This window comes from Thermodesulfobacterium hveragerdense DSM 12571 (assembly GCF_000423845.1).
GTDB classification, from domain to species: Bacteria; Desulfobacterota; Thermodesulfobacteria; order Thermodesulfobacteriales; family Thermodesulfobacteriaceae; genus Thermodesulfobacterium; species Thermodesulfobacterium hveragerdense.
In genome coordinates, this window is sequence record NZ_AUIT01000018.1 from 1 (window position 1) to 22,120 (window position 22,120).

The following is a 22,120-nucleotide window of genomic DNA, read 5'->3' on the forward strand; positions in this document are numbered from 1 at the left end:
AGATACCAAGGTTACCTAAGAAACAGGCAAGTTGTCTTTCATAGTAACCATTAGCTTTATTATCAATACTATCTCTAAGGAATATTTCTCTTTCTTTTTTCATGAGAGCGTTTAAGAGGAGTGCAGCAGCCATTTTGATACCCTCTTTTGATTCAATTTTTGAGATTTCACTTAAAACTTTTTCTAAATCTAAGTCTAAGTTTTCCATTTTACAGACCTCCTGGTTAGTTTAGTCTTTTAGGTTTTATGTTATCATTAATTTAAAAAATATTAAAAATTTTTATTATGCCTCTAAAATATTTTATTAAAAGACACAATTTATATTCTACTCCCGATAAAATTAATGCAAAGATATGTTGCTCTCAATTTTGATGTTCCTGAAATACCTAAGAAAAGGGCCAAAGTGTATTTTGATCATTGCGTCAAATACTTAGGGGTATAAGTCTAATCCAAAGATTTGCAAAAATAATCGGTTTTACTGACAAGCAGCCCAAAAAACCTCTCTAAAGCATGATGTAAACATCCATCTATTTGATAAAACTCAGGCTCAAAATCTCTGAAAGACAACTCAAGCTTTAGTAAGTCCTTTAATGCCTCAAACCTAAACCAAAACATAGACCCAGCAGGAAATAAGAAATCCTTCCCATCCCACTGAATATCGAGTTTATGGCATAAAAGTTTTAGATAGTGCTGGTTTGTCCCTACATGGGACTGATATGTAGTTAACATGTCTTTACCTGAGATTATTCCTAATCTTTTGTCCTTTTCGAAGGTTTTAAGGATTTTTTCTACTATCTCTGGACTTCCAACTAAGGCTTTGATAGCCTTTTTCCTCCATACCTCTCCGTCTGGTCTGTGAATGCTTTTTTTTGAGTGTATTTTTAGTCCGTATAGATATCCCATCGGATAGATAGTTTTAAAAATTTCGAAAAAAGGGGCAATGTCTCTTCCTCGGTTGAGGTTTCTATAAACGTAGGAGTTAGCATGAAAATCAAAGATTTGATCGGTATCAAAACAGACCTCTACAGGTATAGACACAAAAAGGTCATAACTGCGGGTAAGATTTCTCAAGTATTGTTTAAACTCTTCCCATAGATCTGGATAATATAAATGAAGAATAACTGCTAAATCAGCCTGTTTTATGATTTGGTTCAGGTCTATGTTTTCATAAAATATCCGCTGACCCTTTTTAAACAGCATCACCTTCGGTTTTTTTACCTTGACATCTGAAGGTAGGTTTTCAAGGATAGCTTCTGCTGTGGCTTGAAGGTAGGCATATCCATGTTTTCTGTCAGGCTCAAGATGGTTCCCTTCTGCCCATTCGTTCCATGCGTTGATAAAAACAAGTCTTTCTTCTGGGAACTTAGCCTCAAAAGTTTTTTTTATGAGAAAGCTTAACCACTTTTTGTAAAGATAGGGGCTACTAAAGGCAAAAATGGTTGCTTGATCTTGTCTCCTTGGGGTATTATCCCAACTTACCAAGGCTGTTCTTATATACCTGTAATCAGGTTTAGGCTTGTTTAAAGAAACTTCAACCGCCTGGTTATAGTCAAAGATTGCGCCCTGAAAGTCAGGGTTTAACAGCAAGGCATGTTGGTTGATTTTTTCAAGGGTAGGTTTACGAAAGAGAGGGGGAAACTCTAAAGCGGCGTCAAAGCCTATTTGGTTAGGGTCTTCATAAAAATTAAAGCAGTGTACTGCAACCAAGATTGGTTCCCCTAACCTTTGTTTAATACAAAAGGATTTCCAGTATTCTGCCGTTCTAACAGGGTCTGCTAAATCATGGGCCCTTTGCACTAAAATTACAGGTCTACCTTCTATCTTCAGGTAATTCTTGTGAGCAAGATATTTGGCCATATCATGGATGAACCGACAGTCAGTTTCATAGGTATGTATCTGGGGCATGAGAACCTCATTGGCTTTGCCATCCCATCTACGGGTCCAGTTTTCATTTGCCCAACTGATGCAGAAATTAAAGTCTAAGACTTCATCTTCAAAAAAGGCATCAACAGGTTTTTCAAGCAGTCGTTTTCCGCTAAACCAGTATACATAAAAACAGAAACCAGCAATTCCATATTTTTTAGCCATTTCTATCTGTCTTTTTCTAACCTCAGGCACCCTGAGGTCGTAAAACCCTAAATCTATCGGTAAATTAGGTTGATAGTGCCCCAAGAAATTAGGCATAGCCTTGGTAACGTTAGTCCATTCAGTAAAACCTTTCCCCCACCACAGGTCATTTTCCGGAATAGGATGAAACTGGGGAAGATAAAAGGCAATCAGTTTAAAAGGTAGATGTTTTCTGGTTTCTGAAAGGTCTACATCAGTTTCTGGAAAAAACTCAAAGGAGGGTCCTTTTTGAGCAACCTTTAAACCTTGAAAATAGCTTAACTTGTAATCTGAGTCAGAAAAAACAGGTTTAGCCCGTCTGCCTTTATATCTTCCTTCTAAAATGTAGTGAGTCAGAGGATTTTTTTGAGCTAAGACTATTTCTACGTTTGAAAACAGGTAGTAATCCGTATCAAAATTAGGAGACGGGTCTCTACCTTCCTTCCATCCAACCAGGATATAATGGGTTATAGGGTCCCAGTGCTGTTCTTTAACATCAGGATAGCTTTTAAAATACCAGGTTTCATCAAAAAGCCAGCTATCCTTAATTATCTGATACTCCTCTTCTATCTTTTTATCCTGAAGTATTTTTAAAAAAGAGTCAGAGGTTATGTATAGGCTTTCAAGTTTAGCACCACTTAGTTTATCTATGATCTTAATCTTTAAAACTTGGTTATGTTCTAGCAAACAAGGTAGATTTATTTCCTTCCAGGTTATAAAAAATCCGCAGTTTAGTTTTTTCCCTAAAACAGCGCTTATATCTGCTCTGTAAAGGTTAGCCGCCCTTTCGAAAAATTTCGTTTGGTTAACCCAAACTTCTATAATTCTCGAGTTTAGGGTTTTTTCTTCTACAATCCAACCGCTAATACCAAGTTTATGAAGAGGGTCAAGATGTACATAAAGGTTTGTTTCTGGATCGATAGGTTTTGGGTTATAGAACGAGATAAGGTTCATATTTCCAAACTTATTTTAAACCGGATTTTTCAAAAAAATCTTTGTACCATTTTATCGTAAGGGTTAATCCCTCTACAAGAGAAAACTTGGGTTTCCATTTGAGGATTTCCCGTGCTTTCTTAGAACTTAGATACTGTTCTCTAATTTCGTTAATCGCTTTGTTTAAAATCAGAGGTTCAAGGTTAGAATCCATAAGGTTAAGAATAAGCTTTACAAGGTTTATTACACTTATCGGTTCTTCGTTAGAGAAATTGAAAGCCTGTCCTGCTAAATCTTTGGTTTTAGAGAGTTTTTCAGCAAGACTTAAATAGGCATTTACTCCATCTTCTACGTAAAAGTAGTCTCGTACATAATTTCCGTCAGACCTTATCACAGGCCTTTGTTCTTTTAAAATAGACTTGATGGTACCAGGGATAACTCTATTCCAGTTTAAGTCTCCTCCTCCATAAAGGTTTCCACACCTGGTTATTACTACCGGAAGTCCATAGGTATAAGCATAGGTTTGAGCAATCAGGTCTGCGCAGGCTTTACTAACATCGTAGGGATGTTTGCCTTGAAGGGGCGTTTCTTCGGTATAGGGGAGGTTTTCATGTTCTCCGTAGGCCTTGTCTGAGGAGGCAACAACTATTTGTTTTACCAGGGGAGAACGCCTGCAGGCCTCAAGAAGCGACCAGGTGCCCTGAATGTTTGTCTCAAAGGTTGAAACAGGATTCCGGTTGGCTATTCCTACTATGGTTTGGGCTGCCAGATGAAACACCGTATCTATCTCATATTCTCCTAAAACCCTTTCTAAAAGCTTTTGGTCCCTAACATCCCCTCTTACTATCTTTACCCTTTCAATCGTTTTTGAAAGCACAAGTTCACTTTGAGGTACCCAGTCTCTTACTAAACATACCACATCAGCCTTTAGTTCTACCAATCTTTTAACTAACCAACTTCCTAAAAGACCGGTGGCTCCGGTTATAAAAACAGGTCTGTCTAACCAGAAGTCAGAGTTTACCATACTTTCCAAGGGGCTTTTCCTCTTCTCCATAGTTCTTCTAAGTAGTTTTTGTCTCTTAACGTGTCCATAGGATGCCAAAATCCTTCGTGTTTAAAGGCAACGAGCTCCCCAAGCTGAGCAAGTCTCTCTAAGGGCTTTTCTTCCCATTTTGTGTGGTCTCCTTCTATAAATTTTATTACTTTAGTAGAAAGCACAAAAAAACCTCCGTTTATCCATCCTCCATCTCCTACAGGTTTTTCCTTGAAAGCTTTAACCGTAGAACCTTCAAGTACCAAGGCCCCAAACCTACCAGGCGGACGCACAGCAAGAACAGTAGCCAGTTTACCATGCTGTTTGTGAAATTCTATCTCCTCCCTTAGGTTTGCATCTGTTAACCCATCTCCATAGGTAAAACAGAAGATTTCTTCTCCTAGCAAGTATTTAGCAACCCTTTTAAGCCTACCTCCTGTTTGGGTAAACTCTCCTGTGTCAACCAAGGTAACCGTCCAGGGCTCAATTTGAGAGTTATGTATTATCATTTGATTAGACTTTAGGTCTATCGTTATGTCTGAGGTATGGATGAAGTAGTTGGCAAAGAATTCTTTGATGATATGACCTTTGTATCCGCAGCAGATGATGAAATCGTTTATTCCGTGGGCTGAGTAGATTTTCATGATGTGCCAGAGAATGGGTTTTCCTCCGATTTCTACCATAGGTTTGGGCTTGAGATGGGTTTCTTCGGCAAGCCTTGTGCCTAATCCTCCAGCAAGGATCACAGCCTTCAATTAGGATTTACCTCCCCATCCTGGTTCAAAAAGTAAGGTATTAGCTTCGTGATAAAGTTGAGTCAGGGTTTCCTCAATTTCTTTGAGATGGTTTTTCAGAAACCTTCTTGTTTCACACAACTGTCTTGCCGCCATGGTAGTTTCACGAATCTTTTTAGCAAGTCCAGGGTCATCGATCATGTCTGCCATAGCAAAGATTAAATTCCACCCTTTTTCTGGAAACGGTATTTCATTAAGCTCTGCGGCTATCATGTTGAGTATAAACCTATCCCATAGATAATACTCGAGATATTTGAAAAACGTAGGCTTTAATTTTTCTTTTATGATCCCCATCTCAAAAAGGGCCTGCAACCCCTCAACAGTAAGATAGTATTTCCAAACTATGTTCTCTTCATCCCATCTTTTTATGTCTGTATTTGTTTGTACTTCCATCGGTTCTGCTATAGGGAAGTCTATCACCACCGCAGGGGCATAGGCAGCTACACAAAGAAATCGCAACACATGAGAAAAGGCAGATTTAATAAAACTTTCTTGATATTTTGGAGGGATGTTGCAAGGTATTTTATGTAGCTCTTTTTTATGAACCACAGAGGTTATCCATCCAAGAAATTGATTAAACCCCATCTTATTGGCAAAATCAAGGACAGTGCCTTCGTAGATTTTATAACTATGAGGTTTAAGCCAGCCATTTCCTGCATGGATGATATCTACCTCTTTGGTGTTTAAAACATACCATACCATCCTTAACCCATCTTTAAGTAAAATATCATCGTCTCCAAAAATCCAAACATATTCACCGTTAGAAAACCTAACCACATTGGCTCCGTTTGTAGCCATATCCACATGTTTAGATAGCCGGGTGTATTCAAGAAAAGGGAATTCTTTTTTTAGTTTAGCCAGAACTTTAAAGGTATCATCTGTTGAACAGTTGTCTGAAACGAAAATCCCGATGTTATCTTGTTCCCCAAGCTCAACTATCTGAGTTGCGATGGCTCTTATACACTTTTCAAGCTTTTTAGCCCTGTTCCAGGTAGGTATGGCAAAATAAAGTTTTTTCATACCAACTCCTTTTCAATTTTTTCGGTCTTTTTAATTTTTTCGGTTTTTTGATTTCCTACTTTAGAAAACTTAATTATATTTTATATAATCTACCGGTCAAGTTTGTTTAACCGATTGAGGTGAACAGAAGATGTTCTAATGTTAAGGGATTACGTCTGTAAGAAGGTTAAGGTAGCCATAGGGATAATAGAGATTTTCTTCTGAGAGGTTGTGTGTCTTTAGGGCTCTTTTGACTTCAGGTAAAAAGCTTTGGGCCAGACTAACCAGATCTTTAATAAGAACACAGTATTGTTTAGCTCTTTCAGGTGAGGTTTTAATAAGTACAGGGCATCTCCCTCCACAGAAAAACTCTGCCTCACAGGTGTTACAGCCCACTTCCTCTTTATAAGAAACTAAGGATAAAAGTCTGTCCTGCAATTTTGATAAATCGAGATTTTTAAATTCATCTTTGCGAAAATCAGTTAAAATCAATTCTTCTCCCATGTCCACGCACGGGAGAATTTTTCCTGCAAGCACATCGAAACTTCTCATTTTTTCTATTCCGCACCCAGTTTGGCCTCTTTTGATGCCTTTTAATAAAAAGAAGAATAGCTCAGCTAACGGAAGTACTGGAAGAAATTTTCCTTGGAAAAGCCCAGCTACAAATCTTTCAAAAAGATAAGTCAGGTCTTTTAAGTAACCTTCTCTAAAACCAGAGAAATCTCTTATAGGATAATCTTTTTCTATCAAATGCCAAAAGAAAAAATCAACCAGCTCTCTTTGATAAAGGTTAAAAAACTCCTCCAAGCAGTCTCTAAAGCTCATTTCTTCTCTTAAGGTAGACCACATAAGGACTTTTGTGGGGCTGTGAGATTTTAAAAACTCCAGATTTGCTTCAATCCGGTCTAATGAGGTCCCTTTCCTTACCCTTTCGTGCTGGTCCTTTGTCCCATCGATCGAGACGATCAATAATTCTAACTGGCTAAAAAATTCTGGATCCTTTTCTACAGCTTTTCTAAGGAGAGTTCCGTTAGTGTAAAGAAAAAACTTTAGGTTTTTATGAGGATAATAATTTTTTATTCTGTAAAAAATATCTCGGACTTTTTCAAAAACAAGAAGAGGTTCTCCTCCATAAAAAGCTATAAAGACAGGATTTCCGTTTGTTTGATGTAATAGCCAGTTTATCGCCTGAAAGTTTTTTTCAGGAGCTTCCTCCCAAGAAGATGCAAAAGACCTTCTCTCCCCATAGATTAACCCGTTTAAACAACCTTCACAACTTGCATTACATTTTCCAGTAACAGAAATATGATAAATTATAGGAAACGCATCTTTAAGAAAACTCTCAAGTGTTATCATGGTTACCATTAAATAGCATTATTTGTTATAATAAATAATCAATTTTCACAAAAAGTCAAGGTTTAAAAGGGGTTGAGTGTAAAAAAAGATTGATATTTTTAGTAGTTATGGGTAAGACTGGATATAGAGACCTATTTTAGAAACTCACCATGGAGATTAGTTAGACATGTTTTTTAGAGAGGGTTTTTATATCAACGTTATCAAGGCCTTTTACTTTTTGGGTCAATAACTTTTCACCTTCTATTATCTTCTTTAGGTCTAAATCTGCACCAAGTACACCTATCAATCTGTGTTTGTCGTCGAATATAGGGCAAGAAATAGTAAGGCAATAAGAATTGGTGGCTAAGGAGATATAGATATCTGAAATATAGGTATCAAGGCTTTCCTTTACGTTTACAAACCATGGTCTGCTTGACCAGTTTTCTCCATATCCTGTGGAGCCATAGGCTGCTCTAAAATCCCACCTGGCAATGTTGTCTGTAATCTGGATACCCTGGTCGTCTGTGATGTAAAGAAGTTCAAATATTTCATGTTGTTGTATCAATCTTCTTAGATAGTTTTCCATGGTAGGTCTATGCATAGACTTTAGCTCAAACGAAGAAGCAGCTTCTTGAATTATTCCTTTTGCATAATCGTAGATGTCAACCCTGGCCTTTCCAACCGTTAAAATCTGCTCTTCTGATAAGGAGTGTAACCTTTCTGAATAAGTTTTTAATGTTGAAGACGAATGAGTGGTTTTTTCGATAAACTCGGAGAGTTTGGAGATGGTATTAGAAAGAGTAGCTGTGGTTCCGTCAAGGTTAGCTGAAATTTCATTTAGACTTTCTGCATTGAGAGTTAGTTCTTTAATAGGTTGATTAATTTGTTCTAATTTTTCTCGGTTTAAACAAACAAGGTTGTAGGTTCTTTGAACTTGATCGTCTATGGAGCGCATTTTTTCTTTTATTCTTTCTATGGTGCCAAAAACTTCTTTTGCTTTTACGGTAACATCTTTGGTAGCTTCTGCGGTTGCCTGGGCTAACCCTCCCACCTCTTGAGCTATTACCACAAATCCTTTGCCATTTTGTCCTGCTCTTACAGCTTCTATAGAAGCATTTAGAGCTAAAATTTTGGTTTTATCAGCAATCTTGTTTATGGTTTTGGTAAGAGTGGATATAATTTCGACTGTATTATATATTTCTTTAGTGGCCTCAACAAGCTCATCTACAGCTTTTTTAACAAAAAGCATGCTCTGTTCTGTATCTTTAAAACTTCTTTTTATGTGTTCCACGTTTTCATTAACTATCCCCACCCTTTTCAAGTTTTCCATAGAGGAAAAAGAAATTTGGCTGGCTGTTTCTTTTAAAGAGTTAACTTCCTTTTTAATTCTTTTAATCTCAAGATTAAGTTCTTTGGTAACTTCATTAAGAATTTCTGATTCTTTATTGATTAAAGGAGCAAGTTCGACAAGGTTTATAGAGTTTTTTATTACCTCTTTCATAAAATGATTGTTGTAAGGCTTTTTCCCATTTTTGTTTAAATCTTTACCCATTTTCCAGTTAACTAAAAACTTTAACATCTTCATCCTCCTTAACCTTTTTACTTCGTATTTTTATAATCGTAATCTCAAATTTGGTGCCAGAAAAAAGCTTTGATTTTTGAGAAATCTAAAATCAGTTGAATTGTAGCTTTTTGTAAAATTTTGTACCTTTTTATAATTTTTTGAATGTTAGAGGAGACAAGATTTTAAAACACAGATTTTTTGCTATCACAACTCTCAAAACCTGGGTTTTTCCAAATTAGACAAGGTAGATCTTATCCAAATCTTTAATTGACTAAAGAGTCTATCTCTGGATTATCAGTATTACTATGATTTTCAGGTCCCCCTCTACAAGACCAAAGGTTATCTAAACAGACAAATGTTAAATGTCTTTCCAAAATAGGATGTTGTGAAAGTATCTTAAATTTGAAAAGCTTTAGAATTGTGGTTTTTGATCCTAAACATGGGTTACGTTTATTTAATAACCTTTATATCGTGTTTCTTATCATCCAAGAACTCTTGTGACAGTTTTTTCAAATGTATGTTTTCTGTCACCAGACCTACCTTAAAAATTTCTACTCTAACGCAGACTGCCACCTCTTTGATCGAAGGTTACTAATCGATAAAGATTACAAACGCTACTTTTTTTTCAGGGCTATCGTTATTAAAAGCTCAACCAAATACTATGTTATTTGAGATTGCGTCAAGGTTGCCTATATAATTTGTTTTTAAATTTAAAGTTGTCTTGAGGATAACATTGCGTTCTTTAAGTTTTTTGACAAAATGTAAAAATAGGTTAACCTTTAGATTAAAAAAGATTTTCAAATTAGCTTAAGGTGAGGTATATATGAAAGTAGTGTCTAAGTTTTTTATGACTTTTGTTATTAACTTTATCTTGTTTGGTTTATTCTTAATTTTCTCATGTTCGAAGATTTCCTCGTTACAAGCTGAAGAGGTAAGAGATAATGGGACAGTAAAAAAGGTTTTGATTCTACCTTTTGAGGTGTATGCAGAGAGAGATTTATCTTATATAAGGGAAGCCATCCCTGAGATGCTTGTTAGCAGGTTGTTTGCTCCTAATAAAATAGAGGTGATTGATCCTGAGTTGGTAAAAGGGGTAGTAAAAGAAGTAAAAAAAATCAACAAAGAAACAGCTCAATCCCTTGGGCAAAGGTTTAATGTAGATTACGTGATCTGGGGAAGTGTTACGGTTTTAGGAGAGGCGGTAAGCATAGATGCTCAAATGCTTAGTTTAACCGCTTCTAAAAAGCCAGTTCAGTTTTTCCAAGAATTAAAGGGAGTTTCTGAGGTTATACCTCAGCTTACGCGTTTTGCCTTTAAAGCAAAGGTCTACATAGAAGGCACAGAAGAAGATTTTTATCGTGCTGAACCTATGTATGCTATGTCTTCTTATGGTATAAGCAAAGAACATCCAGAGAGAGGATACTACTACTATTATCCCTATCTTTTCCCTCCTCGTACCGGTGAATCTAAGTCTAAGGTAAAAAGGGCTAAAGGCTTTACAGATGTAGAGGTAGAAGAGTCTCTTTCTAAAGGGTTGGTAATAGACGTTACTAAGGGAACTGTTGGCTGGGCTGAAGACGAAGAAACTAACCGTAAATCTTCCTCTTCAAATCAAACCAACGCAACCTCTGGGTTAACAGCACCCTATCCAGGATATTATGGAGGTGTTCCTTACTATCCTTACTCTGCTTCTCCATATTACTATTATCAAGAAGAGGAAGACGGGATACTTTCCAAGTTTCTCTCTCAGTTTCCTTTTATAAAAGAGAAAAAAGAAAAGGCCCCGCAGGGATATCAGACACAGGTCATTCAAGTGCCTCAACTTCCACCCCAACCTTATACTCCACCTTCAGTTCAAACGCAACCCTCCTCTTCTACCCCTGTCTCAAACACCCCTTCCCCACTCTATCAACCCCAATCCATCCCTTCTGAGCCTCACCCACAGGGATATACCGGAAAACCTCAACCCTATTCTCAGGAACTGCAGGAAAGGCCAAAAACTATACAAACAGAACAACCAGTAGTTTCTACACCTTATAACAAAGAGAATCCCTGGAGTTGGAACTGATCCTAACAGAGATTAACAAGTGAGATGAAAGGCCCCAGCTAAAGCCACACCTAGGGAATAAAGTTCATTAAACCTTTCGGTGGCTTGAGCAGTAGGATAGGCTTCAAGAGTTATATCTAACTGTTTAGCTTTGGCTTCTACTTCTGGGGTAACTTGCATCAATCCATTTGCTCCCATGCCTACTATCAAAAACTTGATTCCTTTATTCCAGATTTCTTCTAAATCTTCCACATGAAGTTTGTGCCCTTCTTTTCTCCACCAAGAACTAAAGACTTTTTCTTCTTCTTGAGTACGGAGTATGATAAGGTCTTTGGTATAGTTTTGCCCTTTGAAAGTAAGACTTCCAAAGCTATAATGTTCGATCATATGCCCCTCCTTATCGAGGGTTTAGGCTGCCATGCTGAGACTTTCTTCTTGTTTTAACATTTCTGCTCTGTGATGGGCAATCAAAGCATCTATAAACTCGTCTAAGTCTCCGTCAAGGACCTCTGGCAAGTTGTAGATGGTGATACCGACACGATGGTCAGTGACCCGGTTTTGAGGAAAGTTATAGGTTCTTATTTTTTCACAGCGCTCTCCGGTGCCTACCTGAGCTTTTCTTTCTTTTTGAATTTTTTCATGTTGTTGCCTTTGAGCAAGTTCATAAAGTTTGGCCCTTAAAATTTTCATCGCGGTAGCTTTGTTTTGATGTTGGCTTCTTTCGTTTTGGCAGGTAACCACGATGCCAGTGGGAATATGGGTAATTCTTACCGCGCTTTCTGTTTTGTTTACATGTTGTCCCCCGTGCCCGCTTGCACGCATGGTTTCAATCTTAAGCTCATCAGGGTTGATGTCGATATCGACCTCGTCTACCTCAGGAAGAACAGCTACCGTTACCGTAGAGGTGTGAATCCTACCAGAACTTTCTGTAACAGGTACTCTTTGTACCCTATGCACCCCACTTTCATACTTTAGACGAGAATAAGCCCCTTTCCCTTCTATTTTAGCCACAACTTCTTTAAAACCGCCAAGCCCGGTTTCGTTGGCATCAAGGACTTCAAACTTCCAGCCTGTTCTTTCAGCATACCTCTGGTACATCCTTAAGAGATCTGCAGCAAAAAGGGCTGCCTCCTCTCCTCCTGCTCCAGCCCTGATTTCTAAGATAACGTTTTTTTCGTCGTTAGGGTCCTTAGGAAGAAGAAGTATAGGGAGCAATTTTTCCAGCTCTTCTAAACGTTTTTCTAAAATCTTTAGTTCTTCTTTGGCTAAATCTACCAGTTCCTCGTCAGTTTCTTCTTCTATGATAACTTTGTTTTCTTCTATTTCCTTAAGGACTTTTTTGTATTCTTTAAAAGCAGATACAATCTCTGTAAGTTCAGAATGTTCTTTAGCAAGCTTAGCATAAGCTGAAGGGTCTGAAATAATTTCAGGGTCTGAAAGTTTAGTCGCTAAGTCTTCAAACTTCTTTTCTATCGTCTCCAGTTTGGTTAAATAAAGATTAGATAAACTCATACTTATTTGCTTTGGTTCTGATAAAAGTTTGCGTATTTTTTCATAAATTTTTCGATCCTTCCTTCGGTATCAACAAATTTCATCTCACCGGTAAAGAAGGGATGGCACTTAGAGCAAATCTCTACTTTAATTTCAGGTTTAGTAGTCCCTACCCTTAGTTCATTACCACAAGCACACCTAATAACTGCATCAGGATAGTATTTGGGATGAATATCCTTTTTCATCTCTTTACACCTCTCCAAAAATTTTATTTAATTTTGAAAATATAACCCATATTTTCAAAAACTCAAGGAAGCTTTCTAACCCCTTAATTTGCCGATAGAGGATAAAATCAAAAATCTTTCTGTAATCTTTAGACTTAAAGAGGTAGTGTTTCATTAATTGTGTCTAAATTTTAGGGTAAAGGGCTTTCTCTCCTGGTAAAAATGATAAAATTAAACTCAAAATTAAGAAGGAGGGGAAATGGAAATCATAGGGTACTCAGAAAGAGGGATTATTAATTCACTATTTTATGAGATAAAGTATTCTCAGAAAAGTATAAATCTTCTTAACCAGTTTTTATCTTTGATGTCTTTTCCATATCGAACTGTCGATTTTCAAATATCCGAAGCAAAAATATTAATTGAGCAATCTTTCTCTGATTTTGGCGATGCAGATGTGGTGCTTTTGCTTGATAATCAAGATAAAAAGCAAGTTATTTTTATTGAAGCAAAAGTAAAAACTTTTCAAAAATCGTCTTGGAATATAAAAGATGAGTTTGATAAGTTTGAAGCATTATTTATTGAAAATAATCAAGAGGCATCTAAAATCTCTAAAAGTTCTTCATCAAAATCAAATTTGTTTGTTCAATTATACTTCAAAGTCAAAATGGTTCGAGCTTTACAAACTGGAGGCATGAAACAATTAAAAGAAGGCGTAGTTTTCCCAGAATGTTTATCAAAACAAGATAAAAGAACTCATAAAAAGTGTTTGCCCAGAAAAATTGGGAATAACGAGGTGGTTTTAACAGCAACAAAACTATTACTTCCATATAGTAAAGACGCATTATTTGTAGCTTTGGTTCCAAGTAATACTTCAGAGCTTAATAAATTTTATCAGGAAACCTTGAAAAATTATAGACTCAGTAAAAATAAAGACTGGGAGGTAGAAAATTGGGGTTATATTTCTTGGACTGATGTTAAAAAGTTTTGTAAGAAAAATAGGTTAGAAAATACTTTAAGGGTTTTTGAGTTCAATAAAGGACAGATTTATGATGACGGGAATTAGACAATACATACCAGAGTGTATTTAGTTTCATGTTTTAGACTAAATTATTAGAGAAGGGGATTGAATACTTTAGGAAAAATGGGCCGTGGAGGACTCGAACCTCCAACCTATGGATTAAGAGTCCATTGCTCTACCGTTTGAGCTAACGGCCCAGAGATGATATTTTTAAATTTACTCTTTTCTCTTTTTTTGTCAAGGCAGGTTTAAAAATAAAATTTATCGTCCCTATGTGGAAACCCTCGGGGAAAACGACAGGTCTTTATCACTTCATAGCCCTCTTTTACTACATTTTCATAAGTAGCTTCTCCCCTGGCAACAAGGTCAAGCTTTTCTTCCATCTCTGCGGTATATTTATAGTCCATAAAAACTTTAGCTCCTTCTAAAAGTAAGCGACATGCCAATCTTCCTAATAAGGTAGGTTTAAGAAACTTGCCTTCTTTTTCTACGTAGTTTCTTTTAAACAGCACATCCAGGATGGTTGCATAGGTAGACGGCCTTCCAATCCCTAAGCTTTCAAGTTTTTTTACCAAGCTGTGGGGGGTATATCTTTCAGGAGGTTTGGTCTTATGTTCCCTTATTTCAAAAGAGAGCACCTTGAGTTGGTCTCCTTCTTTTAGCCCAAGAGGTAGGTCATAGTTCTCTGTTCCTTTTAAAACCTTTAAAAATCCTTCAAAAACCAAGGTTTTCTGCTTGGTAACCAAAAACCATCCCTTAGGCAAAAGTTCTTTTCCAAAAACATAGGTTAACTCCAAAAATTCCGCCTGACTCATTTGGCTTGCTAAGAAAAAGTTTTTAATCAACGTATAAAGGGCTTTTTCTTTTGAGGTCAAATTTTTGGGCTCTTGGAAAAGGTTGGTAGGTCTTATGCATTCGTGGGCGCCTTGTTCAAACTTAGAGGCTTTAATTCTCCTTTCCTTTCCCACGTATTTTTCTCCGAAATTCGCAAGTATAAAATCCTTAGCAGCCTTTTTGGCTACAGGACTAACCCTTACCGAATCAGTCCGCATATAGGTAATCAATCCTTTCTCATAAAGAGCCTGAGCAAGTACCATCGTCTCCTTGGGACTAAAATCTAAGGAACTTCCTGCTGCATCTATAAGGGTGGTAGTTTTTAAAGGATAGGGAGGTTGTTTAAGGACCTTTTTTTTGATTATGTTTTCTAACGAAAGAGTTTTACCCGCTAAATACTGGTTAAAAATTTTCTCTAACTTTTTAGGGTCTTTGTTTTTATATAGCTCTTTTTTAAACCATAAATCGAGTTCGTAAACGTTGTTATTTTTATCTTTTACCTTAACCTTTAAGGAAAAACTGGTTTCAGGAACAAAGTTTTCTATCTCTTCTTCACGTTCAACAATCAGCCTCAAAGCAGGACTTTGGACCCTTCCTGCTGAAAGAGGAAGGTTAAGGGCTTTAGAAAGTTTAGGAGAAATTAGATATCCTATGATACGGTCTAAGACCCTTCTTGATTGGTAAGCAAGGTAAAGCCCTTTATCAAGGTCTCTCACAGAATTTAAGGCCTGTTTTACCCCGAACTCAGTAATTTCTATCAGATCTACCCGTTTAAAGATTAAGGTTTTGTTAACAGAACTTAGGTATTCATAGAGGTGAAAACTTATGGCTTCTCCCTCTCGGTCTGGGTCGGTAGCTAAATAAACTTCTTCGACTTTAGAAGCTAATTTTTTAAGGTCTGCAAGTATTTTTTTCTTTGAACTCAGGTAATAAAAGGAAGGGTGAAAGGTGTTTAAATCAACCCCTAAGGTTTTTGGAGGCAAGTCTTTAATATGACCAAAGGTGGCTCTAAAGATAAACTCTTTTGAGGATAAGATCTTCTGTAAAGTTTTGACCTTGGTAGGAGATTCAACGATAAATAGCTTTTTACCCATTACCGTGTTTTGCCTTAAAATTTTTATAAAATGTGTTAATATCAGGTACTACCGGTCAAAATAAGCAGATTCAACGATAAAGGATTTTTACCAGTAAATAACCGTTTTTCTAATATTGGTATCGCTAATATCAGGTATTTTAAAAATAGCACCATCTAAGTTTATGGCAACCGTTGGCTATTCTGAGTTTTATTTTTTATTTTTAGAATATAGAGGTTAAAATAAGGCTAAGGATTATGAAGGATATTGAGTTTAATCCGCAGTTTAAAAAGGCCTGGGAGCTTGTTGCCTACTCTCATCAAAATCTTTTAATAACCGGTCGTGCTGGGACTGGCAAGTCCACCTTTCTTAGGTATTTGATAAATGCACTTCCTAAGTCTATGGTAGTCCTTGCTCCTACTGGGGTTGCGGCTCTTAACGTAAGGGGACAAACCATCCATTCGTTTTTTGGTTTTAAGCCAGACATAACCTTAGATAAGGTATATCGGCTTCAACCCAACGAAGATCTAAGAGAGGTTTATAAACACCTTAACACATTGATTATCGACGAAATTTCTATGGTAAGGGCAGACCTTTTTGATTGTATAGAGGCTTTTTTAAGAAGATGGGGCCCTTCCCCTAAGAAACCCTTTGGCGGAGTTCAGATGGTGCTTATCGGAGACCTGTACCAACTACCTCCGGTGGTTACCTCAAAAGAAAAAGAAATCTTTAACCATCTTTATGAAACACCTTATTTTTTCTCCTCTAAAGCCTTTAAAGAAACCCCTTTTGAGTTTATCGAGTTTGAGAAGGTCTATCGTCAAACTGACTTGACTTTTATCGAAATCTTAAACCAGATAAGAAACGGGATGTTAAAAGACGAAACTTTAGAAATACTTAATCAAAGGGTAATACCTAATTTTGAGCCTGAAGAAGACGAGGTATATGTCTATCTTACCACCACCAACGCTAAAGCAGAACAGATAAACCTTACCAGGTTAGAAAGACTTCCAGGCAAATCCTTTGAGTTTTGTGGCAAGATCCACGGTAAGATAGAAACAGAGGATTTACCAGCTCCGTTAGAATTAAAGATTAAAGAAGGTGCCCAGGTAATGCTTGTAGCCAACGACCCTCAAGGTAGATGGGTAAACGGAGACATAGGAAGGGTGGTATACATAGACCCTGAAGAGCAGTTAATAGAAGTAGATTTACAGCGAGGCTATCTTGTTGAGGTAACTCCTTTTAAATGGGATATATATGAACATTATTTTGATAAAACCTCTTCTAAAATAGAGGTAAGATCTGTAGGACATTTTGTCCAGTTTCCTTTAAAACTGGCCTGGGCGATAACCATCCATAAAAGTCAAGGTCTAACGTTTAAAAACCTCGTAATAGACTTAGAAAGAGGCACCTTTGCCCATGGACAGTTATATGTCGCTCTTTCTCGAGGGATTAGTCTTGATGGGATCGTGCTTACCAAACCTGTTAAAAAGAGCCATATAAAGTTAGACAAAAAGGTGGTAAAATTTTTAACAAACTTTCAATATATCAAGGCAAGCGAAAAACTTGGCTTAAACGAAAAAATTGAAGCCATTAGAAAGGCTATAGAACAAAACAGAGAAATAGAAATTGTTTATTTAAAAAGTTCAAACATAAAAACTTGCAGAAGGATTGTGCCTTTAGAAATGAAAGAGATGAGTTATCAAGGTAAAACCTTCCTTGGTCTAAGAGCTTTTTGTAAACTTCGAAGTAAGGAAAGGGTTTTTAACATAGAAAAGATCCTTGAAATTTCCGAAGTCTAAAAACTTTATTGTTTTTAAAAATACGGTATTATTTAAAATCTATGAACCTTATGTTAAAAGACATGCTAAAACTTCCCAATCTTTTAAGCCTTTATCGACTGATTCTTGCGATAGTTTTTCCGATTTTATGGACCAAAAATCTTCCGGTTTATGTGTTTTTGCTTCTTCTTCTGACAGGGGGACTTAGCGATGCTTTAGATGGATTTCTTGCCAGGACTTTTCACTGGGAAACCAAGCTGGGAAAGATCCTTGACCCTATAGCAGATAAAACGTTTATAAACGTGATGTTTTTCTTGCTTTATTATGATCGTCTTCTACCTTTTGATTTCTTCGTCATCGTTTTAGTTAGAGACTTAGGTATTCTTCTTGGGGCTGTTTATCTTTATTTACGGTCTTCAAAAAGGATAGAGTTTCAACCAACCTACCTAGGAAAGGTTTCAACTGCCTTACAGATAGGGTTTATCTTTACCTATCTTTTCCATTTGTTGGTTCTTCGGTTAAACCCTACGTTTATTTTTGTGTTTGGCCAGCTGGTTATCTTTTTTACCTTAGCCTCTGGTTTTCATTACACCTTGCTTTTTATTAAGATTTATAAGACTTCACCTAATAAATAGTCTCCTTCTTTAGCTATAAACCTGACCTTTAATACCTTCCCTTTGGCTAAACATAAACCTTGAGGTAACATGATTTTATGGGAGATGTAGTTTTCTGAAAGGGCTTGAGCCTCAGTTTCTTTGATGGTCTCAACCACCGCCCTTCTAATTTGGCCCACTTCTTGGGATAAAAAAACTTCCCTTTTTTGGCTCCCTAAGTTTTTTAAAAAGTTTACCCGAGATTTTATTATCTCAGGGGGGACCTTTGGGGTTATTTTTTCTGCTTGAGTGCCAGGCCTTGGAGAAAAAGGGAAAACATGGAGCCAGTTTAAAGGAGACTTTTCTATAACTTCTTTGTTTTTTTGAAAATCCCATTCATCCTCTGACGGAAATCCTACGATTACATCTGCTCCAAAGGTTGCCTGGGGATAAAGATTATAGAGTTTTTCTAAAACAGTTAAATAATCTTTAGCGGTATAGTGTCTGTTCATAAGGGCTAAGATTCTGTCAGAACCACTCTGTAGAGGGATATGAAAATGGGGGGCTAAAAAGGCACTGCTTTTAGCAAACTCTAAAAATTCAGGGGTTATTTCTGTTACTTCTAAAGAAGAGAGCCTTAAAATCAGGTCTTTTTTTGGTTTTTTAAATAGTTTTTCTATTTCCCAGAGTAGGTCTGGTAAACTCTGTTTTGGCATCAAATCTTTTCCCCACTGCCCAAGATGGATCCCTGTAAGTACTATTTCTTCGTAGCCAGCAAGCAAGACTTTCTCGATTTCTGCTAAAACCTTTTCTAAAGGCAAACTCCGAGGCGTTCCTCTTGAATAAGGAACTATACAATAACTACAAAATTGGTCGCACCCATCCTGAATTTTGATAAAGGCCCTTGAGCGAGAAAAGTATCTTTCTATAAAAAGGGCCTCAACTTCTTTTTCTTTAGAAAGACCTTCGATAAAAACCTTTGGTTCAGAAAAGGTATAGCCTTTTAAAAAAGGAAGTTCTTCTAAAAAGATGTCAATTTTTAATTTTTCTTTCTGCCCTAAGAGAAGAAGATTTTTAATCTGAGCCTTTTCTCCCCAACCTTTAAGGTTATCCGGATAAGCCTGAGGGTAACAACCTGCAACGATGATTAAATCGGGGTTTAACTTATTCCATCTTTTAATAAGCTTCCTTCCCTCAGCTTCTGCTCTTGCGGTAACTATACAGGAATTAAGGATGAAAAAATCAGCTTCTTCCTCTTTTTCAGTCAGTATATACCCTTTTTTTGTGAGTTTTTCTACGATGTAAGCACTTTCTACTTGGTTTACCTTACATCCTAAGGTTTTGATAAAAAACTTTTTCATGATTTTTCATAAAACTTCTTCTAAAAATTTTTTGATAGCTTTTTTGAGTAAGGTCTCGTAGCGTTTTTCTCCTAAAGCTCGCCTTCCAAAGGTAAAATTAAATTCGTTTACCAGGGGTTTTTTGTCTTTAAAAAGAAAGTCTATGGCTACCAGATTAAATCTTGTTTTGGCTATAATTCTTTTGGTAAGTTCAACCACCCTTCTTTTTAACCCCCGTTGAGGAGGAGGGATTATGGTACCTTCTTGCACCAGGTTTTTCTTAAACCCTCCTGCCCTGAAGAAAACCAAAATGGTATCCCCAATAACCACACTTCTTGCGTCAAACTCCTCAGGTATGTATTCCTGGAAGACCACCCCATATCTACCAGACCTCTCCCAAGTCTTAAGCATAGGTAAAAAGTTGTGAAAATCCTCCTTAGTTTTTAAAAGAAAAACCTCTGCCCCCTCATCACCCCAGTTGCCTTTCACCACCACAGGAAACCTGAGTTTTATCCCTTTACGATATGGGTTTTCTTCTAACCCACAAAGCCTTGGCAACACCACACTCTCTGGATGGGGAAGTCTTAGGTTTTTACACATAAAAATTTGTCCGATTTTCCCGGGATATTGAAACCTTAAAGTATATTCAGGAAAAACAGGAACACCTGAATTTTTTGCCAAAAAATAAAGGTCTGAAGTAACTGTAGGAGGGAAGATTACTGCCTTGGCTTTGGATAAAAGTTCAAAAAAATCCCTATCTAAGGGCTCAAACAAAAAATAGTTAACGTTACCTTTAAAAGTAGGTAAAAAGGATATAATCATAGGGACTTTATTTTACCTCTATTTTTTAATTTTACTACTTTAGGGATTAAAAGACTAACTCAATCCTTGCTTTGGGACAGGTTACACAAACCGGTGGTTTATCTCGAGAAAGATGAGTTTTTCGAAACTTTTTATATTCCTGTTTATTCCATATAGACTTAAGGGGTTCTTGATAGATGCTACCAAAATAGACGTTTGTTTTTTGCTTGACTGGAATTCCTGTAAACACACATGGGGATACCATCCCAAGAGAGTTGATAAAAAGGCTTTTTATCGGATTTTCGCTACATACCCTTCCTTGAGAACGAGGCGACGGTAGGTTAAAAATCATCTTTAAACCAAGAGAGTTAGCTTTTTCAGCCACTTTTTCAGCCCGCTTTTTAAGGAGGTTAAAATCCTCTTCAGTTTGAGGGGCAAGACATTCCTCCTCTAACTCTTTAGAGGGGACAAAATCAAGAAGGCTAACTATGATTTCTTGTATACCATATCCTGCCAAAAATTCAGGTAATCTTTCCAGTTCATATTCGTTTGATCTGAGAAGCATGTAAGCTATATGAATTTGAGGGTTTTGTTGTTTTAATCTCGCCTTAGCAGAGTTTATGGTTTCTATAGCTTTTAAAACCTGATTAAGAGAAGTTCCTTTTCTTATACGGTCATTGGTTTCTATCCCTGCCAAAGAAAGGGCTAAAACGTCAACCTGAGAAAACACTATTTTTTCTGCGATGTGTTCGTTTATTAAGGTGCCATTTGTGGTAAAACCTACTTTAACACCATGGGCTTTAGCCAGGTTTACCATCTCAAAAAACTCAGGATTAAGTAGGGGCTCCCCCCAGCCCTGTAGATAAACAAGTTTTGTTTTTTTTAAATAAGGAAGGAGGGTTTTAAAAGTAGCTAAACTTAAGTTGGCCCCTAACCAGTCTTTTTGCCAGACGGTATGGGGACAATAAAGACATTTTGCATTACACAGACCAGAAACTTCTATCTGTATCCAGTCAAAAGAGGGTAAAAAAAAGGCACTAAACACCCTTATTTTTTATCAACTTTTTAAGCTCTAAGTAGGTTTCTCTCACCTTGTATATGTACTCAAGATAAAGAGGAAGCTCTGCTAACGGTAATGCCTGAGGACCATCACATAAAGCCTTTTCTGGGCAGGGATGAAACTCTACCAGGATGGCATTGGCTCCGGCAATTACCCCCTGTGCAGTTACATGATAGATATCTCTTATACCGTCTGGGGCTTTTATCCTGGAACCTATAGGATGAGAAGGGTCTATGCATACAGGTAATCTGGTAAGTCTTTTGACTACAGGAACATGGGAAAAATCTACCAGGTTTCTATGGGGGTCTCCTAAGTGAGTTCTAACACCTCTTAGGCAAAAGATGATGTTGGTATTTCCTTCTGAGGCTATGTATTCGGCGGCATTCAGGCTTTCCTCTAAAGAGAGTCCATATCCTCTTTTGTAAAGCACAGGAAAATCTAACTGCCTGCCTACAGCCTTTAACAACTCAAAGTTTTGGGCGTTTCTTGTCCCTATTTGTAGGATAACCCCACAAGGATGGCCTGTTAGGTCCAGGGCTTCTCTAATTTCATCTATATGATGAGGAGAGAGCACCTCCATCACTATTACTTTAATCCCATATTTTCCTGCTAAGTCAAACAGCCAGGGAAGGCATTCTTTCCCTAAGCCCTGGAAGTCATAAGGCGAGGTTCTTGGTTTATAAGCCCCCATTCTAGCACAACACACCCCGTTCTCTTTTAAAGCTTTAAAAATAGCTTCAGCATTCTCATAAGTATCTACAGCACAAAGCCCTGCAAAGATATGGAAGGAATCTTGGCTAAATTTTAGGTCTTTATAGGTGAACCTCAGGTCAGTAAGAACCCCATGCCTTCCTATCAACCTATATTTAGCAGTAACCTTTATGGCTTTTTCAACCCCTGGTAAGCTTTCTATATCTTCCTGAGACACCATATAGTCTTCTCCTATCAGGTGTACTTCAAGTAGCGTACGAGTAACCCCTTTGTTTTCGATCACCTTGATATGTAAATGGGGAAATCGTTCGAGATATTTTAATAGAGAATGAAACTCTGGGCTTTCTTGAGTAACGTGAGGTTCCATAATGATGATCATGATA

Annotated in this window: 18 protein-coding genes, 1 tRNA gene and 1 pseudogene; 4 read left to right on the forward strand and 16 right to left on the reverse strand. The window is 37.2% G+C overall.

The genetic code is table 11. The annotated features are described in order from the left end of the window. From G580_RS10240 to G580_RS0106240, 7 genes and pseudogenes are all read right to left on the reverse strand, one after another. A pseudogene (locus G580_RS10240) lies at positions 1 to 208 on the reverse strand (IS256 family transposase); the annotation flags it as partial. A 236-nt stretch (positions 209 to 444) separates the two neighbouring features. Continuing rightward, positions 445 to 3,060, reverse strand: a complete 2,616-nt coding sequence (locus G580_RS10245; RefSeq protein ID WP_051173185.1) for a glycoside hydrolase family 99-like domain-containing protein — start codon at positions 3,058 to 3,060, stop codon at positions 445 to 447. 10 nt (positions 3,061 to 3,070) lie between these two features. After that, a complete protein-coding gene (locus tag G580_RS0106220; RefSeq protein ID WP_038041728.1) occupies positions 3,071 to 4,063 on the reverse strand; it encodes a GDP-mannose 4,6-dehydratase in 993 nt (330 codons plus the stop codon). Next, positions 4,057 to 4,827 carry a glucose-1-phosphate cytidylyltransferase gene (gene rfbF / locus G580_RS0106225; RefSeq protein ID WP_028841467.1) on the reverse strand — a complete coding sequence of 257 codons (771 nt, stop codon included), beginning with the start codon at positions 4,825 to 4,827 and terminating at the stop codon, positions 4,057 to 4,059. Before rfbF ends, G580_RS0106220 begins: the two co-directional genes overlap by 7 nt. Further along, positions 4,828 to 5,886 (reverse strand): glycosyltransferase family 2 protein, encoded by a 1,059-nt coding sequence (locus tag G580_RS0106230; RefSeq protein ID WP_028841468.1) that lies wholly within the window; start codon positions 5,884 to 5,886, stop codon positions 4,828 to 4,830. Positions 5,887 to 6,027: 141 nt separating this feature from the next. Next, positions 6,028 to 7,221 (reverse strand): radical SAM/SPASM domain-containing protein, encoded by a 1,194-nt coding sequence (locus G580_RS0106235; protein WP_169357098.1) that lies wholly within the window; start codon positions 7,219 to 7,221, stop codon positions 6,028 to 6,030. A gap of 160 nt (positions 7,222 to 7,381) precedes the next feature. Continuing rightward, a complete protein-coding gene (locus G580_RS0106240) occupies positions 7,382 to 8,779 on the reverse strand; it encodes a methyl-accepting chemotaxis protein (RefSeq protein WP_028841470.1) in 1,398 nt (465 codons plus the stop codon). 808 nt (positions 8,780 to 9,587) lie between these two features. On the opposite strand from G580_RS0106240, the gene G580_RS0106245 reads away from it, so the two are divergent. After that, on the forward strand, positions 9,588 to 10,832 hold the full coding sequence (locus G580_RS0106245) for a hypothetical protein (protein ID WP_028841471.1): 1,245 nt from the start codon (positions 9,588 to 9,590) through the stop codon (positions 10,830 to 10,832). A 12-nt stretch (positions 10,833 to 10,844) separates the two neighbouring features. Here the strand turns inward: G580_RS0106245 and G580_RS0106250 are convergent, their stop codons facing one another. From G580_RS0106250 to rpmE, 3 genes are read right to left on the reverse strand one after another with little or no spacing between them, the layout of a single operon-like run. Beyond that, positions 10,845 to 11,198: an Mth938-like domain-containing protein gene (locus tag G580_RS0106250; protein WP_028841472.1), complete on the reverse strand. Its 354-nt coding sequence runs from the start codon at positions 11,196 to 11,198 to the stop codon at positions 10,845 to 10,847. 21 nt (positions 11,199 to 11,219) lie between these two features. Then, positions 11,220 to 12,323 (reverse strand): peptide chain release factor 1, encoded by a 1,104-nt coding sequence (gene prfA, locus G580_RS0106255; RefSeq protein WP_028841473.1) that lies wholly within the window; start codon positions 12,321 to 12,323, stop codon positions 11,220 to 11,222. Between the two features lie 2 nt (positions 12,324 to 12,325). Then, a complete protein-coding gene (gene rpmE, locus G580_RS0106260; RefSeq protein ID WP_028841474.1) occupies positions 12,326 to 12,547 on the reverse strand; it encodes a 50S ribosomal protein L31 in 222 nt (73 codons plus the stop codon). Positions 12,548 to 12,785: 238 nt separating this feature from the next. Here rpmE and G580_RS0106270 point away from each other — a divergent pair, with 238 nt between their 5' ends. After that, entirely contained in the window at positions 12,786 to 13,589 is an 804-nt protein-coding gene (locus tag G580_RS0106270; protein ID WP_028841475.1) for a hypothetical protein, read from the forward strand. Positions 13,590 to 13,668: 79 nt separating this feature from the next. Here G580_RS0106270 and G580_RS0106275 read toward each other — a convergent pair. Continuing rightward, a tRNA-Lys gene (locus G580_RS0106275) sits at positions 13,669 to 13,741 on the reverse strand. Positions 13,742 to 13,792: 51 nt separating this feature from the next. Next, a complete protein-coding gene (topA, locus tag G580_RS10250; protein WP_051173187.1) occupies positions 13,793 to 15,472 on the reverse strand; it encodes a type I DNA topoisomerase in 1,680 nt (559 codons plus the stop codon). 236 nt (positions 15,473 to 15,708) lie between these two features. Between topA and G580_RS11855 the strand changes: the two genes are divergently transcribed. Next, positions 15,709 to 17,253: an AAA family ATPase gene (locus tag G580_RS11855; protein WP_038041721.1), complete on the forward strand. Its 1,545-nt coding sequence runs from the start codon at positions 15,709 to 15,711 to the stop codon at positions 17,251 to 17,253. A gap of 41 nt (positions 17,254 to 17,294) precedes the next feature. Beyond that, positions 17,295 to 17,867, forward strand: a complete 573-nt coding sequence (locus tag G580_RS10255; RefSeq protein WP_022854790.1) for a CDP-alcohol phosphatidyltransferase family protein — start codon at positions 17,295 to 17,297, stop codon at positions 17,865 to 17,867. Here the strand turns inward: G580_RS10255 and mtaB are convergent. Genes mtaB through G580_RS0106310 form a run of 4 tightly spaced genes read right to left on the reverse strand, consistent with a single transcriptional unit; the run spans position 17,843 to position 22,116 of the window. Next, positions 17,843 to 19,186, reverse strand: coding sequence for a tRNA (N(6)-L-threonylcarbamoyladenosine(37)-C(2))-methylthiotransferase MtaB (mtaB, locus tag G580_RS0106295; protein WP_028841477.1), 1,344 nt, complete (start codon positions 19,184 to 19,186; stop codon positions 17,843 to 17,845). The genes G580_RS10255 and mtaB overlap by 25 nt on opposite strands. 6 nt (positions 19,187 to 19,192) lie before the next feature. Next, complete coding sequence (locus G580_RS0106300; protein WP_028841478.1) at positions 19,193 to 19,987, reverse strand: ATP-grasp domain-containing protein; 795 nt, start codon at positions 19,985 to 19,987, stop codon at positions 19,193 to 19,195. Positions 19,988 to 20,033: 46 nt separating this feature from the next. Continuing rightward, entirely contained in the window at positions 20,034 to 21,011 is a 978-nt protein-coding gene (locus G580_RS10260) for a radical SAM protein (RefSeq protein WP_051173188.1), read from the reverse strand. After that, a complete protein-coding gene (locus tag G580_RS0106310; RefSeq protein WP_028841479.1) occupies positions 21,004 to 22,116 on the reverse strand; it encodes a 3-deoxy-7-phosphoheptulonate synthase in 1,113 nt (370 codons plus the stop codon). Before G580_RS0106310 ends, G580_RS10260 begins: the two co-directional genes overlap by 8 nt. Positions 22,117 to 22,120 lie beyond the last annotated feature (4 nt).

Excerpts from the sequence above, each read along its gene's own strand:
- G580_RS10255 (WP_022854790.1), top strand. The coding sequence starts at position 17,295 with ATGAACCTTATGTTAAAAGACATGCTAAAACTTCCCAATCTTTTAAGC.
- G580_RS0106245 (WP_028841471.1), top strand. The coding sequence starts at position 9,588 with ATGAAAGTAGTGTCTAAGTTTTTTATGACTTTTGTTATTAACTTTATC.
- G580_RS0106240 (WP_028841470.1), bottom strand. The coding sequence starts at position 8,779 with ATGTTAAAGTTTTTAGTTAACTGGAAAATGGGTAAAGATTTAAACAAA.
- G580_RS0106270 (WP_028841475.1), top strand. The coding sequence starts at position 12,786 with ATGGAAATCATAGGGTACTCAGAAAGAGGGATTATTAATTCACTATTT.
- G580_RS10245 (WP_051173185.1), bottom strand. The coding sequence starts at position 3,060 with ATGAACCTTATCTCGTTCTATAACCCAAAACCTATCGATCCAGAAACA.
- G580_RS0106235 (WP_169357098.1), bottom strand. The coding sequence starts at position 7,221 with ATGATAACACTTGAGAGTTTTCTTAAAGATGCGTTTCCTATAATTTAT.
- G580_RS0106230 (WP_028841468.1), bottom strand. The coding sequence starts at position 5,886 with ATGAAAAAACTTTATTTTGCCATACCTACCTGGAACAGGGCTAAAAAG.
- G580_RS0106300 (WP_028841478.1), bottom strand. The coding sequence starts at position 19,987 with ATGATTATATCCTTTTTACCTACTTTTAAAGGTAACGTTAACTATTTT.
- G580_RS0106250 (WP_028841472.1), bottom strand. The coding sequence starts at position 11,198 with ATGATCGAACATTATAGCTTTGGAAGTCTTACTTTCAAAGGGCAAAAC.
- G580_RS11855 (WP_038041721.1), top strand. The coding sequence starts at position 15,709 with ATGAAGGATATTGAGTTTAATCCGCAGTTTAAAAAGGCCTGGGAGCTT.
- prfA (WP_028841473.1), bottom strand. The coding sequence starts at position 12,323 with ATGAGTTTATCTAATCTTTATTTAACCAAACTGGAGACGATAGAAAAG.
- rpmE (WP_028841474.1), bottom strand. The coding sequence starts at position 12,547 with ATGAAAAAGGATATTCATCCCAAATACTATCCTGATGCAGTTATTAGG.
- mtaB (WP_028841477.1), bottom strand. The coding sequence starts at position 19,186 with ATGAAAAAGTTTTTTATCAAAACCTTAGGATGTAAGGTAAACCAAGTA.
- topA (WP_051173187.1), bottom strand. The coding sequence starts at position 15,472 with ATGGGTAAAAAGCTATTTATCGTTGAATCTCCTACCAAGGTCAAAACT.
- G580_RS0106220 (WP_038041728.1), bottom strand. The coding sequence starts at position 4,063 with ATGGTAAACTCTGACTTCTGGTTAGACAGACCTGTTTTTATAACCGGA.
- G580_RS0106310 (WP_028841479.1), bottom strand. The coding sequence starts at position 22,116 with ATGATCATCATTATGGAACCTCACGTTACTCAAGAAAGCCCAGAGTTT.